This window comes from Bradyrhizobium frederickii (assembly GCF_004570865.1).
Taxonomy (GTDB): domain Bacteria; phylum Pseudomonadota; class Alphaproteobacteria; order Rhizobiales; family Xanthobacteraceae; genus Bradyrhizobium; species Bradyrhizobium frederickii.
In genome coordinates, this window is sequence record NZ_SPQS01000011.1 from 233,521 (window position 1) to 249,928 (window position 16,408).

At 64.3% G+C, this 16,408-nt stretch carries 20 protein-coding genes; 10 read left to right on the forward strand and 10 right to left on the reverse strand.

Annotation, left to right across the window (positions count from 1 at the left end; all coding sequences use genetic code 11):
• Window positions 1–38 precede the first annotated feature (38 nt).
• The gene (gene pcaH, locus E4K64_RS20960; RefSeq protein WP_135165203.1) at window positions 39–827 is read left to right on the forward strand and encodes a protocatechuate 3,4-dioxygenase subunit beta; all 789 of its coding nucleotides are present in this window, start codon (window positions 39–41) and stop codon (window positions 825–827) included.
• A gap of 3 nt (window positions 828–830) precedes the next feature.
• Complete coding sequence (gene pcaG / locus E4K64_RS20965; protein WP_135165204.1) at window positions 831–1,457, forward strand: protocatechuate 3,4-dioxygenase subunit alpha; 627 nt, start codon at window positions 831–833, stop codon at window positions 1,455–1,457.
• A 23-nt stretch (window positions 1,458–1,480) separates the two neighbouring features.
• On the opposite strand, the gene E4K64_RS20970 is transcribed toward pcaG, so the two are convergent.
• Both E4K64_RS20970 and E4K64_RS20975 read right to left on the reverse strand, forming a co-directional pair.
• On the reverse strand, window positions 1,481–2,092 hold the full coding sequence (locus tag E4K64_RS20970; protein ID WP_135165205.1) for a LabA-like NYN domain-containing protein: 612 nt from the start codon (window positions 2,090–2,092) through the stop codon (window positions 1,481–1,483).
• Window positions 2,093–2,429: 337 nt separating this feature from the next.
• The gene (locus E4K64_RS20975; RefSeq protein ID WP_135165206.1) at window positions 2,430–3,329 is read right to left on the reverse strand and encodes a helix-turn-helix domain-containing protein; all 900 of its coding nucleotides are present in this window, start codon (window positions 3,327–3,329) and stop codon (window positions 2,430–2,432) included.
• Between the two features lie 50 nt (window positions 3,330–3,379).
• On the opposite strand from E4K64_RS20975, the gene pobA reads away from it, so the two are divergent.
• A complete protein-coding gene (gene pobA, locus E4K64_RS20980) occupies window positions 3,380–4,552 on the forward strand; it encodes a 4-hydroxybenzoate 3-monooxygenase (protein WP_135165207.1) in 1,173 nt (390 codons plus the stop codon).
• 277 nt (window positions 4,553–4,829) lie between these two features.
• Here pobA and E4K64_RS20985 read toward each other — a convergent pair whose 3' ends face one another.
• The 3 genes from E4K64_RS20985 to E4K64_RS40460 all read right to left on the reverse strand — a co-directional run bounded on the left by E4K64_RS20985 (window position 4,830) and on the right by E4K64_RS40460 (window position 8,063).
• Window positions 4,830–6,980 (reverse strand): adenylate/guanylate cyclase domain-containing protein, encoded by a 2,151-nt coding sequence (locus E4K64_RS20985; RefSeq protein WP_135165208.1) that lies wholly within the window; start codon window positions 6,978–6,980, stop codon window positions 4,830–4,832.
• Between the two features lie 19 nt (window positions 6,981–6,999).
• On the reverse strand, window positions 7,000–7,668 hold the full coding sequence (locus E4K64_RS20990) for a hypothetical protein (RefSeq protein ID WP_167767638.1): 669 nt from the start codon (window positions 7,666–7,668) through the stop codon (window positions 7,000–7,002).
• A gap of 230 nt (window positions 7,669–7,898) precedes the next feature.
• Complete coding sequence (locus tag E4K64_RS40460) at window positions 7,899–8,063, reverse strand: hypothetical protein (protein ID WP_167772160.1); 165 nt, start codon at window positions 8,061–8,063, stop codon at window positions 7,899–7,901.
• 104 nt (window positions 8,064–8,167) lie between these two features.
• Between E4K64_RS40460 and E4K64_RS20995 the strand changes: the two genes are divergently transcribed.
• The 4 genes from E4K64_RS20995 to E4K64_RS21010 all read left to right on the forward strand — a co-directional run bounded on the left by E4K64_RS20995 (window position 8,168) and on the right by E4K64_RS21010 (window position 10,026).
• Window positions 8,168–8,446, forward strand: coding sequence for a hypothetical protein (locus E4K64_RS20995; RefSeq protein ID WP_235884732.1), 279 nt, complete (start codon window positions 8,168–8,170; stop codon window positions 8,444–8,446).
• Window positions 8,447–8,595: 149 nt separating this feature from the next.
• Window positions 8,596–9,042: a hypothetical protein gene (locus E4K64_RS21000; protein ID WP_135165253.1), complete on the forward strand. Its 447-nt coding sequence runs from the start codon at window positions 8,596–8,598 to the stop codon at window positions 9,040–9,042.
• 109 nt (window positions 9,043–9,151) lie between these two features.
• Window positions 9,152–9,433, forward strand: coding sequence for a hypothetical protein (locus tag E4K64_RS21005; protein WP_135165254.1), 282 nt, complete (start codon window positions 9,152–9,154; stop codon window positions 9,431–9,433).
• Between the two features lie 146 nt (window positions 9,434–9,579).
• Window positions 9,580–10,026, forward strand: coding sequence for a CHRD domain-containing protein (locus E4K64_RS21010; RefSeq protein ID WP_135165210.1), 447 nt, complete (start codon window positions 9,580–9,582; stop codon window positions 10,024–10,026).
• Window positions 10,027–10,069: 43 nt separating this feature from the next.
• On the opposite strand, the gene E4K64_RS21015 is transcribed toward E4K64_RS21010, so the two are convergent.
• The 4 genes from E4K64_RS21015 to E4K64_RS40465 all read right to left on the reverse strand — a co-directional run bounded on the left by E4K64_RS21015 (window position 10,070) and on the right by E4K64_RS40465 (window position 12,916).
• On the reverse strand, window positions 10,070–10,435 hold the full coding sequence (locus tag E4K64_RS21015; protein ID WP_135165211.1) for a VanZ family protein: 366 nt from the start codon (window positions 10,433–10,435) through the stop codon (window positions 10,070–10,072).
• A gap of 85 nt (window positions 10,436–10,520) precedes the next feature.
• Window positions 10,521–12,107 (reverse strand): EAL domain-containing protein, encoded by a 1,587-nt coding sequence (locus E4K64_RS21020; RefSeq protein WP_135165212.1) that lies wholly within the window; start codon window positions 12,105–12,107, stop codon window positions 10,521–10,523.
• Between the two features lie 465 nt (window positions 12,108–12,572).
• Entirely contained in the window at window positions 12,573–12,704 is a 132-nt protein-coding gene (locus E4K64_RS41630) for a hypothetical protein (RefSeq protein ID WP_283812330.1), read from the reverse strand.
• 38 nt (window positions 12,705–12,742) lie between these two features.
• Window positions 12,743–12,916 (reverse strand): hypothetical protein, encoded by a 174-nt coding sequence (locus E4K64_RS40465; protein ID WP_164718874.1) that lies wholly within the window; start codon window positions 12,914–12,916, stop codon window positions 12,743–12,745.
• A gap of 900 nt (window positions 12,917–13,816) precedes the next feature.
• Here E4K64_RS40465 and E4K64_RS21025 point away from each other — a divergent pair.
• The 3 genes from E4K64_RS21025 to E4K64_RS21035 all read left to right on the forward strand — a co-directional run bounded on the left by E4K64_RS21025 (window position 13,817) and on the right by E4K64_RS21035 (window position 15,150).
• Window positions 13,817–14,107 (forward strand): hypothetical protein, encoded by a 291-nt coding sequence (locus E4K64_RS21025; RefSeq protein ID WP_135165213.1) that lies wholly within the window; start codon window positions 13,817–13,819, stop codon window positions 14,105–14,107.
• 42 nt (window positions 14,108–14,149) lie between these two features.
• Window positions 14,150–14,566 (forward strand): hypothetical protein, encoded by a 417-nt coding sequence (locus tag E4K64_RS21030; protein ID WP_126259844.1) that lies wholly within the window; start codon window positions 14,150–14,152, stop codon window positions 14,564–14,566.
• Between the two features lie 347 nt (window positions 14,567–14,913).
• On the forward strand, window positions 14,914–15,150 hold the full coding sequence (locus E4K64_RS21035) for a hypothetical protein (RefSeq protein WP_235884734.1): 237 nt from the start codon (window positions 14,914–14,916) through the stop codon (window positions 15,148–15,150).
• A 15-nt stretch (window positions 15,151–15,165) separates the two neighbouring features.
• Here the strand turns inward: E4K64_RS21035 and E4K64_RS21040 are convergent, their stop codons facing one another.
• Window positions 15,166–16,374, reverse strand: a complete 1,209-nt coding sequence (locus E4K64_RS21040; protein WP_135165214.1) for a hypothetical protein — start codon at window positions 16,372–16,374, stop codon at window positions 15,166–15,168.
• Window positions 16,375–16,408: the final 34 nt, after the last annotated feature.

Sequence of the window (16,408 nt, forward strand, 5' to 3'; positions counted from 1 at the left end):
AAGCGCGTCCGGACCGGGCGCCCCCAGGGAGAGACACGATGAATGCCCAGGCGCCAGCCTTGCGGGACGCCCGCCTCAACCGTCCCGAGCCCCTGACGCCGCCGCTCGGCGACGGCGGCTTCTTCCAGCGCGACCGTTCCATCCATCCGCCGGCGCATGCGCCGGGCTACAAATCCTCCGTGCTGCGCTCGCCGCGGCAGGCGCTGCTGTCGCTGGAGGGTTCGATCTCGGAGATCACGGGGCCGGTGTTCGGCCATAATGATCTCGGTCCGCTCGACAACGACCTGATCCGCAACTACGCCAAGGACGGCGATCCGATTGGCGAGCGCATCGTCGTCCACGGCCGCGTGGTCGACGAGACCGGCCGCGGCGTGCCGAACACGCTGGTCGAGTTCTGGCAGGCCAATGCTGGCGGCCGCTACCGGCACAAGAAGGACACCTATCTGGCGCCGATCGACCCGAATTTCGGCGGCTGCGGCCGCGCGCTGACCGACGACACCGGTTACTACTACTTCCGCACCGTGAAGCCGGGACCCTATCCCTGGCGCAACTACGTCAACAGCTGGCGTCCCGCCCACATCCATTTCTCGGTGTTCGGCTCGGGCTTCGCGCAGCGGCTGATCACGCAGATGTATTTCGAGGGCGATCCCCTGATCCCGATCTGCCCGATCCTGACGACGATTCCGGACAAGGATGCGCTCGACCGCTTGGTCGCACCGCTCGATCTCAACGCCTCGACGCCGTTCGACTCGCTCGCCTACCGCTTCGACATCGTCCTGCGCGGCCAGCGCTCCACCTATTTTGAAAATCGCACCGCGGGGAACTGAGCCATGCCGCAGCCGCTCAACTATCTCAAGGAAACCGCCTCGCAGACGGCCGGGCCCTACGTCCATATCGGACTGATACCGGCGATGGCCGGCTTCGACATCTTCGAGAAGAACTTCTCGAATGTGCTGACAACGCCGGATACGCAGGGCGAGCGCATCACGCTGGAAGGCAAGGTGCTCGACGGCACCGGCACGCCGCTGCGCGACGTGCTGCTGGAGATCTGGCAGGCCAATGCCAGCGGCCGCTACAACCATCCGGCCGATCGTTCGGCCGGCGCGCTGAGTGAGGAGTTTCGCGGCTGGGGCCGTGCCGGCTCCGACTTCGAGAGCGGTCTCGTGACGTTCGAGACCATCAAGCCGGGTGCGATCGTCGACAGAGCGGGCCGGACATGCGCTCCGCATGTCAATGTCTGGATCGTCGCGCGTGGCATCAATATCGGCCTCAACACCCGGCTCTATTTCTCGGACGAGGAAGCCGCCAATGCCGCCGACCCCGTGCTCAATTTGATCGAGCAGCCGTCCCGGCGCTCGACCCTGATCGCAAAGCGTACCGAGCGCGGCGGCAAGGTGGTGTATTCCTTCACGATCAATCTGCAGGGGCCGGAGGAGACGGTGTTCTTCGACGTGTGACGATCGGGCGGCGTCCCGCAGGGTCACTCTACCCGGTCGTCGCGCTTGATCGTTCCGCGCGCGAGGAATTGCGGTGGGTGCCGCACCTCGCGAGATGCCAGCCGGTCGACCGGATCGCGGCCGACCTTTGGTCTCAGTTCGACCAGATCAATGAAAACGTCCGCCTGCCGGCGCAGGTTGTCGGCGACCATGGGGGGCTGAGTGGCGAGCGTGGAGACGACCGTCACGCGGACGCCGCGGCGTTGCAGGGCCTCCACCAGCGAACGAAAATCTCCATCGCCCGAGAACAACACGATCTGGTCGACATTTTCGGCAAGCTCCATCGCGCTCACGGCAAGGTCGACATACATGCTGCCCTTCACCTTGCGGCGGCCCGTAGTGGCGTCGACGAACTCCTTGGTGGGTTTGGTGACGACGGTGTATCCGTTATAGCCGAGCCAATCGATCAACGGGCGGATCGACGAAAACTCCTGATCCTCGATGACGGTTGTGAAGTAGAAGGCGCGCAACAGCGTGCCCCGGCTTTGAAATTCGTCGAGCAGACGCCTGTAATCGATGTCGAAGCCAAGCGCCTTGGAGGTGGCATGGAAATTGGAGCCGTCGATAAAGAGTGCGATCTTCTCGATCGAAGACATTCTGCACAAATCCCCCGTTCCGAACGAAAGCAGCCAGTCCGGCCGTCAGGGCACGCTGTGTGGGCCGGAAAGCAATGCCGGCGCCGGCGGCCCTGTTGAAAAAAGCGACGCAGACGACCGGACAGGGGGGCCGTCTTGCGCCGAGGTTAGGGAGTTCGATGCCACCAGCGCCAGGGCGCCGAATGCAGCCACGCTAAGGCGCGTGCAACCCTTCCTCAATTGTACAAAGGGTAGCTTCCCCTATACGAAGGTAAGTGGCCGCACCGACAGCCAGCGGAATTACAGTTCGCGGCCGGCCTCCGACCATAAGCGCCGCCCGGATCGTTCGTCCGATGTGTCAGCCCTCGTCGCCATGGAGCTGCGCGCGGAAGGCGCGCGGTGACACGCCCGTGGCTGCGGCATAGACGCGGCTGAAATAGGCGGGATCCTCGAAGCCGAGCGTGTAGGCGATCGTGGAGACCGGCAGATTGGTGTAGACGAGGTTCCGCCGCGCCTCGCGGATCAGCCGGTTGAGGATCAGGTGCGAGGCGGTATCGCCGGTCGCCGCCCGCGTGATCCGGTTGAGATGCGTCGGCGTCACCGCCAGCGCCTCGGCATAGTCCGCGACGCTCCAGCGCTCCAGATGGTGCTGCTCCAGCAGCGCCTCGAAGCGGCGGAACAGGCTGGATTCGACCGTGCCGTTGCCGCCGCTCTCGCTCGTGAGCGCGCGTGCCACCAGCCCGATCATGGCGGACGACAACGCGCGCAGCACATGCGCGCGGCCGAAATCGCGTGCTGCGTGCTCGGCGAAGATCTGCTTCATGATGGCGCGGATCTGCGGCGTGCCGCGCACCACGGCCGAGCGCGACAGCGCGCCACGCAGGCCCTCGGCGGCGAGCAGCGCCTCGTCCAGAATCTCCGCGGCGATGGTCAGCACCCATCCTTGCGTCTCGGGCACGAAGCGGAAGCCGTGGACGTGGCCGACGGGCACGTTGACGATCTGCATCGGCTTCAACGGCACCACGCGTCCGTCGAGCGTCGCCTCGCCGCCGCCGCGCTCGATCAGCAGCACCTGGTGCAGCCGGGCGTGGCGGTGCACGGCCAAGGTCCAGTCGTGCAGCACCGAGCGCGCCGCGATGGTCTCGCAATGCACGACGTCGGGCAGATCGCCGGACTCGCCGAACAGGTTATAGATCCGGATCGCGGGGGCAGGCCCTTTCATGTTCGAATAGTACAAGACAATGACGAAACCCTCCATCGGTCTGCGGCATTAAATCTGCAAAAAAGTGCCGACGGGAGGACGCAAAAATGAAAGTTCAGGTCTGTATCATCGGCGGCGGGCCGTCCGGGCTGCTGTTGTCCCAGCTTCTGCACCTCAAGGGCATCGACACGATCGTGCTGGAGAAATACAGCCGCGACCATGTTCTCGCCCGCATCCGCGCCGGCGTGCTCGAGCATGGCTTTGCCAAGCTGATGCGCGAGGCGCAGTGCGGCGAGCGGATGGACCGCGAGGGCGAGATTCACACCGGTTTCGAGATCGCCCATGACGGCGTGCTGTCCAAGATCGATCTGCACAAGCATTCCGGCGGCAATTCGGTGCTGGTCTACGGCCAGACCGAGCTGACGCGCGACCTCTATGAGGCCCGGGACCGCCTCGGCGGCAAGGTCGTGCACAATGCGGAAGACGTGGCGCCGCACGATCTGACGTCGGACCGGCCCTACGTGACCTATCGATCGAACGGCGAGACGGTCCGGATCGAGTGCGATTACGTCGTCGGCGCCGACGGCTTTCACGGCGTCAGCCGCAAGTCGATCCCGAAGGACGTGCTGCGCGAATATGAAAAGGTCTATCCGTTTGGCTGGCTGGGCGTGCTGTCGCGCACCAAGCCGGTGTCGCCCGAGCTGATCTATGTGAAGCACGAGCGCGGCTTTGCGCTGTGCTCGCTGCGCTCCCAGGTGCTGAGCCGCTATTACATCCAGGTGCCGCTGACCGATAAGGTCGAGGATTGGTCGGACGATGCGTTCTGGGCCGAGCTGAAGCGCCGCCTGCCGGATCAGGTCGCCGCCAATTTGATCACGGGGCCGTCGATCGAGAAAAGCATCGCGCCGCTGCGCAGCTTCGTCGCCGAGCCGATGAGCTATGGCCGGCTGTTCCTCGCCGGCGATGCCGCCCACATCGTGCCGCCGACCGGCGCGCGGGGACTGAACAGCGCCGCGTCCGACATCTACTATCTCTATCACGCCTTGCTTGCGCATTATCAGCGCGGCGATGATTCCGGCCTCAAAGGCTATTCAGCCAAGGCGCTCGCCCGGATCTGGAAGGCGCAGCGCTTCTCCTGGTGGATGACGATGCTCTTGCACCGCTTCCCCGACCGCCCCGACTACGAGGATCGGCTGCAACAGACGGAGCTGGACTATCTGCTCTCGTCCGAGACCGCGCAGCGCCTGCTCGCGGAAAACTACGTGGGCCTGCCGTTTTAGACCGATCCCCACTTCACCCTCCCCTGGAGGGGGAGGGCAATCGCATATGGCATCACTCGCGAGCTGAGCGCGCGCCTCGTCCTTCGAGACGACCGCTTCGCGGTCTCCTCAGGATGAGGCTAAGCAGCATTGGTGCTCGTTGAAGCTCGCCACGCACTCCGTCCTCATCCTGAGGGCCCGCCAAAGGCGGGCGTCTCGAAGGATGGCCGCAGGGAAAAGCTCTCATCCGCGATAGCCCTGCCCACAGGGGGAGAGGGTGAGAAGCGGACGCATGTCGTCACTTCCCTTCCAGAATATTGACCGGTGTCCAATCCGGCGGCGGTGGATTTGCCGCAAGCGCATTCGCGCGCCCGGCGAACAGCGCTGAGGCCGGATCGGCTTCTGCCATCTGCCGAAAAACGTCAGCCGCCTTCGCAAAGTCCCGCGCCCGCCAGCAGGCGAGCCCTTCCGCATAGGCAGCAGCCAGCTTCGCCTGCCGGTCGCCCTCCGCGCCCTTCTCGGCCAATGGCTCGAACACCTTGATGGCCTCGCCGCGGCCCAGCACCCGGATCGCGTCGAGCTCGCGCCAGGCGAAGGCATCGCCGGTCTGCGCCATCGTGGTTTCGGAGGCCATGATCGCGGTGCCGTAATATTTGTTGGCGCCCTCGAGCCGCGAGGCGACGTTCACGGTGTCGCTCATCACGGTGTAATTGAAGCGGCGGCGCGAGCCGATGTTGCCGACCACGGCTTCGCCGCTGTTCAGCCCGATGCGATGCGACAGGCCATGGCCGGCGAAGGCAGGGTTGTCGGCGTTGAGCTCCGCCAGCTTGTCGTGGCACTTCAGCGCGGCGCGAACCGCATTCGTTGCGTGTGCGGGATCGTCGGCCGGCGCGCCGAACATGGCGACGATGGAATCGCCGATATATTTGTCGACATAGCCGCCATGGCTTTCGATGATGTCGGTCATCGCGGACAGATATTCGTTCATCAGCGTCACCAGCTCGCCCGGCGTCATGGTCTCGGCAATGGACGAGAAACCGCTGAGATCGGAGAAGAACATGGTGACGTTGCGCGTCTCGCCGCCGAGCGCCGGCATCTTGCCGGAGGCGACCATGGTCTCGATCACCTCGGGCGCGAGGTAGAGCGCAAAGCTCTTGCGCAGGAAGCGCTCGTCGCGGTCGGCCAGCACGAAGCGGTAGCCGATCATCATCGCGATCGCGGCAAGGCTCGCGAGCGCCGGCTCGGCCAGCGGCAGCGCCAAGGCGTGAACGAAGGCGCCAACGGCCGCGGCGGTGTAACCGGCAGTGAGGACGAGCCAGACCGCGAGCGCCCCGGTCGGCACGAATATGGAGGCCGCGCAGGCAATGATTGCAGCGAACAAGATCGTGAGAATGGCCCGCATCGGAAAGCCGAGCTCGGTTACAGCGTCGTGCTCCATCAGGTTTCGGACCGCCGTGGCGTGGACGAACACGCCCGCGACGTCGCTGCGGGATTTCTGCGGCGCGCTTGCCGGCGCGGGCAGGGCGCATCGGGCGGCCGGCGTGCCGTCGTGGCCGCCGGACAGGCGCATCGAGGTGAGCTTGCGGTCCTCGAAATTCAGCACGGTGCCAAGCAGCACCACCTTGCCGTCGAAAGCGCGGCGAAAGAAATCGCGGTCGCCCTTTTCGACGCAGGCGCGCAGGTCGACGAAGGAAAAGGTCGGGATGTCGCGTCCCAGACCTCGAAAATTGAGCGTCATCGTATTCGGCACCGCGCTCGGGATCGCGTAGCCGGACAAATCGGTCGCGCCGGAAGGCGCAATCTCGGGCTTTGCGCCGCTCGCGCGCGCAGCGAGCTCGACCGCCATCGCAGGGACCGGCCGCCCCTCGATGGCGAAGCTCAGCGGCATTCGCCGGATGACGTCGTCGTGGTCGGTGTGGACATTGAGCGCCCGGACGGTGTTGCGCACGGCCACTTGCTGGGCGCGATAGGGCACTTCCGGATGGTCGTTGCTCAGGATTTCGCCGAGCACCAATTTGCCGCTGTCGGAGATTTGCCGCAGCGCGATGAGATAGTCCCGATCGAATCCTTTCATGCGGCCGCCAAGGGCGGTGTCGCCAAAGGGAATCTCCGACTGCTCGATCGAGTTCTTGAAGATGACGTCGAAGCCGATCACTCTGGCGCCGCCTTCGGTGATGCTGCCGAGCACCCGGCCGATCTCGCGGGTCCAGGTCTGCGTCGGCGATCCCTTGAAGGGCGCCGTCTCGTAGGTCTCACCGTCGATCGCCACGACGACAACCGGTGAATTGGCGGGATCGCGGCGGTCGGCAATGAGCTTGCCGCGCAGCGCCGTGAGGATGTCGAGCGAGAGGCCTTGCAGGACCTGAAGCGGCGGAGACGTGAAAATTGCGCCCGCCAGGAGCGCAATCAGAATCGCTGCAACGATGTCCCGTCCCCCGATCCGCCGCATCGCCCCGTCGCTAGGTCCGCTATTCGAGCCGCAGCAGGCGGCCGATGATCGGGGTGGGCGATGCGGTGGCGCTGGCGTCGACCTGGAAGGTGTAGCGCTTGCTGCCGAGGCTTGCGAGATAGCTGCCGCCCGGGGTCAGCGACTTCCCGGCCTTGGCGAAATCATAAAACTTGCCGCGGGTCATGACGTCGCTCTTGAGCGGTACGCTGATCGTGGGTTCCTTGCCGTCGGTGCGCTCGATCACCAGCGTGCTGCCGCTCTTGGCCTGGATGAGCGGCGCGACGCCATAGATCGTCGGCAGCCTGGATGGAGCGGCCTTGGCATCGGACCGCATGGTCCGGAACGTGGTCGCGGCACTCTGGTTCGCCTCGCGTTCGGAGAGCTGCGCCGCCTTGGTGTCACACGGCACCTTGGCGCGCTGCACCTCGCCGAGCTGCACGGTGCTTTGCTCGGCGCCGACCAGCACGACGCCTTCGCTGATCGTCTCGCGCAGGCAGGATTTGAGATAGCTGAGCGTAATGCTGGCCTTGGGGCCGAGCTTGATGATCTTGCCGGCCGCGACATAGTCCATGAATTCGACGCCGTCGACCTTGCCTTGCACATCCTCGACGATGGCGGCCGGCGTCTCCGCCAAGGCAGGAGCCGCAACACAGAACGCGCCGACAGCGGCGCCGATCAGGCATTTCATTGCAATTCTCATCCAGTTCGACCGACGGTATGACCAGTCCCCGTCCTGGTCCGATGCTTAGCAGCAGGGTTTCCAGGCAAGTGTGACCAGAATCACTCTATGTTGTTGGTGCTACTCTAGCAGGAACAGGTTCAACCCGGCGACCGGAGAAAACGGAGCCGCGGCAAGCTGTTGGTCGAATTGTCAGGCGGCCGGGACGGGCTCGACCGGAGGGCGCTCCGCTGCACTCTCTATATCGGGACGGGCGTGGCTTCGGTCTTCTGAAACGGCGTGGCCCGCTGCCCCGCGGCGCTGCCCGCGGAAAGCGCGCTGCTGGAGACGATCGGCAAGAGCACGGCGGAGGCGTCTTCGCTGCTCAAGCCGCTGTTCAAGCACATCCAGATGATCACCATCATCGCGCGCAGCGCGCGGATCGAGGCCGCCTCGCTCGACGGCGACCGAGCGGCTCGGCAAGCAGATGAGCCGGCTCGTGAACGAAGGCGCGGAATTCGAGAGGCTGATGAATTCGGCCCAGGGCCTGATGACCACGCTCGGCGAAAGCTCGGCGGCCCTGCCTGCGGTCGCCGCGCGGCTGGAGACTGCGGGCGCGGGTGCGCAGCGGCTACAGCTGGAGGTGCAGGATCAGGCGATCCTCGACGATCTCTTCGCGCGCTACACCATGGAACGCGAGCGCGACGTTCATCGCGACTTCCTGCAAACGCTCGGACTGGTATCGACCGCCGCCTCGCGCCGGGTCGAGGCGGTCGAGCCGGCGGACGACGGCATAGAATTGTTCTGACGCGCCGCAGCGATTGCCTCGTGCGGCGGGGGCAATTTGACGGGTTGGCTTTGCAGGGCATTAACCGTGGCGGAATGCTCGCTGCGTCGGTCATTGTCGCGCCCCGGACTTGGTTGCAAATACCGGTGGATTTTACGGTGGGTGCTTCCATGATGCGAGACGGCAAATACGCGGCCTGGTTCAGGACACCGCGCGCCCAGGGCACGGGCATCGTGCATCTGGCGAATGGACGGATCTCCGGCAGCGACAGCTTCTTCACCTATGGCGGGTCCTATCGGTTCGCTGACGACCAGCACTTCACGGCCGTGCTGACCACGCGGCGGTATGCCGAGGGCCCGCCGACCGTGTTCGGTCTGGACGAGGTCGAGGTCGAACTCGCGGGCGTGTGCAGCGGCGCGCTGGCGACCTGCTCCGGAAAAGCCAAGCAAGCGCCCGACGTGATGTTCGAGGTGACGCTGATATTCTGCCGGGACGAGGCGCCGGCTGCGGAGGCTCGATCCGCTGTCGTGAAGCTCAATGACAAATTGCCCAAGGGCCTCGACAGCCGTTCGCGGCCGCGCCAGTTCCCTGCGCCTGCGAGGCCTCCCGTATCTTAGTCTTGCGATGACGGTGTCGCAGTGAAACGGGCTGCGACGGCGGCGCGGCAACGGTGCATTTACACGCAGAACGCTAGGATGCGGCCGCTGCAAGGGAATGAACGAGAACATGCCCCAGATCTGGATGACCTACGACGAACTGGCGACGCTCTGTGGCTGCACGCCGGCAGAGGCCAGGCTGCGAGCCCTCCATTTGTCGCTCGACCGCCGCAAGAGCCGCGACGGGGCAACGCGCGTCAAGCTTGACCTGGCGCTGACGGCCAGGTTCTTCGCATCGATCCGCGAAGCGGATTTCGATCTCGACGGGGCCATCGAGGCGCTCCAGACCACGCACAGGCAAATGGCCGAAAAGCTGGCACCGCCCGGGTTCCGCGAGCGCGGGGCAGCCTAAGCGCCTCGCGTCACGCTCGCTCCTGATGCCGCCAGCGGGATCTCCGATAGCCTTTCGCGAATCAGGCATAGACTCGCCTTCCGGAATTTCGAGCCGGGGGTCGGGGTTTAAACCGCAACGGGTCCAAGAGCCCGCAGGAGAATGCCATGAGGAAAGCCAGGGATCGGATCGGCGCGACGTTGTGGGGAACGGCGATGCTCGGTGGGCTCCTGATCGTCGCAGCCGCGCCGTCGCGTGCCGAGGTCGTCAAGCTGCAGGCCGAGCTCAAGGGCAGCAATGAAGTCCCTCCGAACAATTCCTCCGGTTCAGGCAGGGCCGAGGCCACGTTCGATAGCGAGACGAAAGTCCTGACCTATACGGTCACCTATGCCGATCTGACGGGGCCGGTGATCGGGGCTCATTTCCATGGTCCGGGTGAAGCGGGCAAGAATGCCGGCATCGCTTTGCCGTTCAAGACGGTTCAAAGCCCGATCCAGGGCAGCGCCGCCCTGACGGACGCTCAGGCGGCCGATCTGTTGGCCGGGAAATGGTACGCGAACATCCATACGGCCGCGAACCCGGGCGGCGAACTGCGCGGGCAGATGATGAAGTAGGGATGATGTCCCGGCGGCGCTGAAGAGATTGTCGCCGTGATCTTCAGGCTGGCGGGCGGGGCAGGAAGGCCAGGATCGTCTGTGCGAGCAGGACGCCGACGGTGCCTCCCGCCGCCTTTTGCAGCACGTCGAGGAAACCCGGATCGCGATCGGGGATCAGCGTTTGCAGAACTTCCAGCCCCATGGCGACGGCCACGACGAGCGAGCAGGCCAGAGCGACCCGGCCGGGCAACAGGAAGGACAGCAGGAAGCCCAACAGGCCGTAGGCACTGAAGCGCTCGATCACGACGATCCAATAGGCCTCGTGATGCCCCATCAGCGCCGGCCGCCCCGCCAGTCTTGCCAAGGTGGCATAGACGATGAGAGCGAGGCAGATGGCCGCGGCTGCGATGAGGTGATTTCGACGCATGGCCTACCATAGCCGCTCGGAAATCGTACCGCTTCGAAAGACGAGAACATCGTTAAAGCGCCGTGTTGGGCGCCGGGGAGGATGGTCAGGCGACCAGGACGTCGCCAGCCGGTGCCGCGGCTGCGGAGAGGCGGCGCGACTCGACGAGCTCGCTGAATTTGGCGAATGGGAGCGGAGCGGCGACGAGATAGCCCTGTCCTTCTTCGACGCCGGACGCGATCAGGGCACGGCGCTGCTCCTCGGTCTCGATGCCTTCGGCAACGACCGTCATCCGAAAATCCCTGGCGAGCGCGACCAGCATCTCGACGATCGTCGTGGTCGACGCATCCTCGGTGATGGTGTCGACGAAGAACTTGTCGATCTTGATTGCGCTGGCGCCGAGCCCCTTCAGCCGCGACAGGCCGCTATGGCCGACACCGACGTCGTCGATGGCGACGCGGAAGCCATGGTCACGCAGCTCGGCGACCACAGTCGCGGCGTGCGCGAGATCGTCGAGCTCGTCGCGCTCGGTCACTTCGACCACGATCTGGCGTGCGGAGATTCTCGCCGTCAGCACCGTGCGCCGCAGCGTTTCAACGAAGCCGGCGCTCAGAAGGTGCTTGGGCACGACATTCACGGACATCTTGAAGCTCTTGTCCGCCTTCAGCACGACCTGCAGATCGGAGAGCGCCGATCGCAGCAACTGCCAGGTCATCGCCTGGATGCGCCCGCTGGATTCGGCCAGCGGAATGAAGTTCATGGGCGGCACCACCGAGCCGTCCTTCCGGACCCAGCGCGCCAGCACCTCGCATCCGGTGATCCGGCCGGTCCTGAGGTCGAAGATCGGCTGGTAGTAAGGCTTGAATTCGCCGGCTGCGAGGGCGCGATCGAGGTCGGCGACCGGCCCTTCCGTCCGGCGGCTGCGTGCCAGTAGGATACCGAAGAGTGCCCCCAGTCCGAGCGCGACCGCGAGCGCCGGCCAATAGGCCTCGCTGTTCCAGCTCGAAAGCACCGCCTGCTCGAGCCGGATCGTGGCGTGAAGCGGCAGGCGCGCGGACTGCCTGTCGAAGTTGATCGGCCCCGGCAGCGGCTTGTCGGCATCGAGCCGGAATTCGCCGAGCTTCTCGCCATTGCTCAAGGCGAGGATCACCTCGCTGTGCGCGCGCAGCTCGGCGGGCATGAGATCGAACAGGCCGGCATTGATGCCGACGATGGCCACCAGCGCCGAGCTGCGATTGACGTCCCTGAGCACGCCCAACGCGTCACCGCCGAATTGCTCGACGCGGAACAGGGAGAGCTTCTTGTCCCGCGAGGGCAGCATGTCGCGGCGATCCGCCCATCCCTTGTCGAACTCGAGCGTCTCGGAATAGGCCGAGCAGACCACCGATCCGTCCGGATTGACGAGACGGACGTCCTTGATCGCCGAGCGCTGGTAGACGTGGAGCCGGATGGCTTGCAGCGCTGCCGGCGCGCAGCTGGCAAGATCGCGCTTGGCGAGTTCGTCGAGGCTGGCCGCGGCAAAATCGACAGCCAGTTCGGAGCGGCGCAGAACCACCTCGGTCAGCTCGTTCAGCTGGTGCACCTGCTGGTGGCGAATGACAGCCTCTGCCGCGAAATGGCCCGCCAGCCCGAACGCCATCATGCTCGCAAGCACGAGCGCCACAAACGGCAGGTTCGGTCGCTGGTGTCTCATCCGGTCCGGGTGGAATTCAGGTGAGGCAGGGGACTGATCTTGGGACTGATCTTGGAACTGATCTTGAGAATTATCTTGGGAATTGATCCTAGCCAGCGGGGGCTAAGATAGGGTTTAACGGCCGGACCGCCCCGGAAGGGCGACCGCGTGGTTTGCCTGACCGATGGTCCGCGCGGCCCAAGCATGAAAGTTGAGCAGTATGATCAGGACGTTAAGCCTCCTCCTGTCGTTGGTCCTCGGAAGCTCGGTGGCCTCCGCGCAGGGGACCAAAGATCAGCCAGCGGGCAATCAGCCCACCACCCGCAGCGGCACGGCCACGAATTCCGGCTCGGACAGCATGGGTGGAGCTTTCAAGGGGACGGGGACACCCAATTACGGAACCAGCCCCGGGATGGGCTCCCAGAAGAAGACGCGCAACTAGGTCTGAACGGCCGGGCGGACTGAAGGCAGGACGCCTGGCCGCGTTCACCGGAGGCGGGCGGAGACGGCCTCCGGATAAGGTCTGCCGGACCTGTCGGTGCGGGGCGCGGCGGGATCGCGGACGGCCCGCAGCCGCAGCACCACGAAAGCGATGTTGATCGCCAGCCAAATCAACATTGCGCAAAGCTGCCGTCGGCGACGAACTGTTTCCGGGACTAGCCCTTCTTGCCGGTCTTCGACTTCAGCGAAAGACCAAGCCGCAAAGCCATGCGCTTGATCGCATCCGGCGAGCGGCCGAGAAGTTTCGCCGCCTGCTCCAGCGAAGCCGAAGACTTGGCCAACTCCATGAGCCGGCGGTCTTCCTTGAACGACCAGGGCTTGCGCGCCATAACCGAAATGATCCTCTTGTCGACACAATGACAAAGCCGCCAAGCGACCCATGTTCGCTCGACGGCTTTGCTTGGGTGGGGCCAGGCTTGGGGGAGCCCGGTGCGAAGATGGATATGCGATCGGTGAGACTTCGCAACAAACAACGCGGATTAAGCTAACCGCTCAACCTTACCGCGACAAAATCGGCGGGCGAGGTACCGTACAACCACGGTGAACGAGGGTTCATGGTGTCGGCGGGTCGAGTTCTGGTAAAAAGAACTGGAGCCTCTTCACCGCATCTCTCCCTCACGTGCCGACCAATCTTCAAGCACCACGTTGCACAAACTTCATCTTCGTCTGACAAAAGTTTCGGCGCTGCCGATCTTGAAGTCGGTGCAACGAAAAGATGAAATGAGTGCGGGAGGAACGTTCCAGCAAACGTGGGACATTCCAAATGTTGGCTGTTTTGGTTTTGGTTTCGATTTTCGCAGCGGGCTTTGGCTGCGGCTATGGTGTAAGGGCATGGCGCTCGCGGAGGCGATCGGCGCGATATCGTCTTTACGCGCCCTATACCCCAGCCTCGATGGAGGCCGGTCGAACCCAGGGGCCATCATCATCGTAGACGAAGCGCGGGCCCCCACTCCAACAATCGTGGCGGAAACGAAATACCCATGTGCGGTTAGGTTAACTCGTCGCCGTCCTTGAGCGCTTCGGACAGGCAGCCTAAGACGGAACAATTCATGGCGAGCGTTTGGCCGCCTCTATTTTTTCGGAGGCGCGCAGGTGGACATAGATGACGTATCTCATTGCGTTGCTGGGCGCGACGATCTGCGTCCTCATTTTGATTGCGTTTGTTTGTAGTTATGGCCGGCATCTGAACGACCTTCCGGGTCCTTGGATCATGAACGAGGGTCGTTCAAATGATTGACCAACGGCACAACGCGCCGCGCAGGTATTTCGTTGACGCGCAGGGGCACCGCGTTCTGATCGGCCTTTCGCTGCAGGAGACGGCGGAATTCGAGGCGCTGGATCTTGCACTGACGGAGACGGTGCAAATGGCGGCCGAAACCGGCATAGGCAAGGAAACGGGTGCGGTTGACGACGTTCGGTGGCTTGAGCTCTACTCCAAGCACGAGGGAGCCTGGCGGGCCTGGATCGCACGAAGCCAGGCGGAGCGGCCGCGGGATTTAGGCTTTGTTAACTATGCGTGACCGATGGTAGCGGCTTAAATCTCGAATGTGGGGATAGCCCAAATGTTTCAGCTGTTCCTGAGAGCGCGCGCACACAATCTTCTCGGCTCTCGCCGCGAGGACAAAGGTTTTAAGGCGCGCTCCGTCGAGCGTGATGCGGAGACCGACCGTGTCCGGATCGGTGCGGTCCTGGCGGCGATTGAAACGGCTTTGCAGGAAGCGGAGCGGGAGCAGGCCGGCCTCAACCGGCGTGTCGATGACGCACTTGCACGTGCATCCGTCACCTTCGGAAACGGCACCGACGAATATCTCGAGCGGGAAGCGCTCGACAATCATCACCAGGACCTGTTCGCCGCCGACATCTCCAACGGCCAGCGCCGGCTCAAGGAATTGGCAAGCAGCATTGCGCACTTGAAGTTCGTCAGAACCGCAATGCTGACGCGCTTTCCGGATTTCAAACCGCCGCAGCTCAACAGCTAGGGTTGGGAGCCGCGCGCTCTGCGGCCATCCTTCGAGACGCCCGCTTGCGGCGGGCCCTCAGGATGAGGACCGAGTGCGTTGCACCAGTCCTCGACGAGCACGGATGCCGCTTAGCCTCATCCAGAGGAGGCGCGTAAGCGCCGTCTCGAAGGACGAGGCGCGCGCTCAGGTCGCGCAAAATGCCCTGCACTATATCGGCGTCAGAAGGCAGGCCGCGTGACAATTCGGCACCGCTTTGCGGTTTGGCGCTTCGATCCTTTTTGCTATGGTCCCGGCAAGCATTCATGGTTCGAAGGAGCAACAAGGTGCCGGTCAGACATATGCGAAGATTGGTTGGATTGGCATGCATGTTGACACTGGCTGCGCCAGCGACGGCATCGGCCATTACCGTCGAAGTTGCGCGCGCATGCGACGCGGCGGTGGCCAAGGCCTTTCCGCCGAAGCAAATCGGCAATCCCGCGGCCGGAAGCACCAAGGGCACGGCCAAGGATCAGCGTGAATACTTCCAGAAATGCGTCGCCAACAACGGCAAGGTCGACGACGCTCCGCCGGAAGCGTCCAAGGACAGCAAGCCGGCCAAATAAGAAATCGGGCCTCGGCTAGCGTCGCGGCGGCGGACAGGGCGAGTAGAAGGCCCCGTTCGCCGCATTGATGCGTTCGACGCATTGATTGGGATCGGTGACCGTTCCGGCCACCGTGAAGTCGTAGCCCATGCCCTTGATCACCACGACGTAGCGGCCGGGAGCGAGCGTAAAGCCGTCCTGCTCCGGTTGCAGCAACAGCATTCTCGGCTGGTCGTCGACCGGGCCTACCTTATAGGGGTAGGACATGCTGCGGATGACCCAGGAATCTCCGGCGCTGACCATGGAGGCTTTCCCGCTGGCATCGACGCCCATGGCTCGCGAGACCTTCGCGACGACCCGAACTTCGGTCCCGCTTGCATCGACACCACCATCGGGCCTGAACACGATGAACTTGACGTCGCCGTCCATCAACGTTGTCGCGCTCGGCGTGGTGATGGCCGCCGAGATCGCGACGCGGCGGTCCGGAATCTTGCCCGGCACCGACTTGAGCTCATGGAGCTGGCCCTCGTTCAAGGCGTAGACTCCGAACGTCGTCGGCAGAGGCATCGAGGGGTGTGCAGCTTGCGCCGGCTCTTTCAGGCTATCCGGCGTCCGTTCAACAGCCTCGCCCACGGCGGAAGGCGGGCTGGCGCTCGGCTGAGATGCCGGGCTGTTCGGTGCTCGATCGGGCGGCGGCGCCATCTGCGACAATGCGGATCTCAGCCGAGGCCAATAGACAGCCGCGGTCGAACCACCGCCAATGAGCAGGAGGATGACCGCCAATCGAACCAGATAGGTGAAGGCCCTGCCGCGTTTGGGCGGATCGGGCGATTGCGGCGGTGCCACGGGACGGTGCGGTGCTCCCGCGTCCTTCGCAGTCGGCGCCGCAGCGGAAGCGGATGGCGACGGAACGGGCGGAGGAGCGGGAGTCGGGACCGGCGGGGGCACCGGAACGGCAGGTGCCGCCACGACATTCTGTGGCTCCGCCTCGCCGCTGCGCGCGAAGGAACGTTCGACCTCCTTGATGGCGCGTTCGAGGACCTGCAGGAGCTCGCGGGATTCCCGCGCGTCGGCGTGCGTGAATTGCTCGAGCAGCTTGACGCGTGCCAGCTCATAGACGATCTCCCGCATCTGCTGGGGATCGTCGGATACGGCGCGGATGCGGCTCGACAGGAGACGGATAAACCCGGCTTTGATCTGTTGCGCCGAGGGGGCGTTGGCCGCAGTTTCACCGGAGTCGGTCATCAAGGGCGATCAAGTAGCCCGGATGAGGCCATTT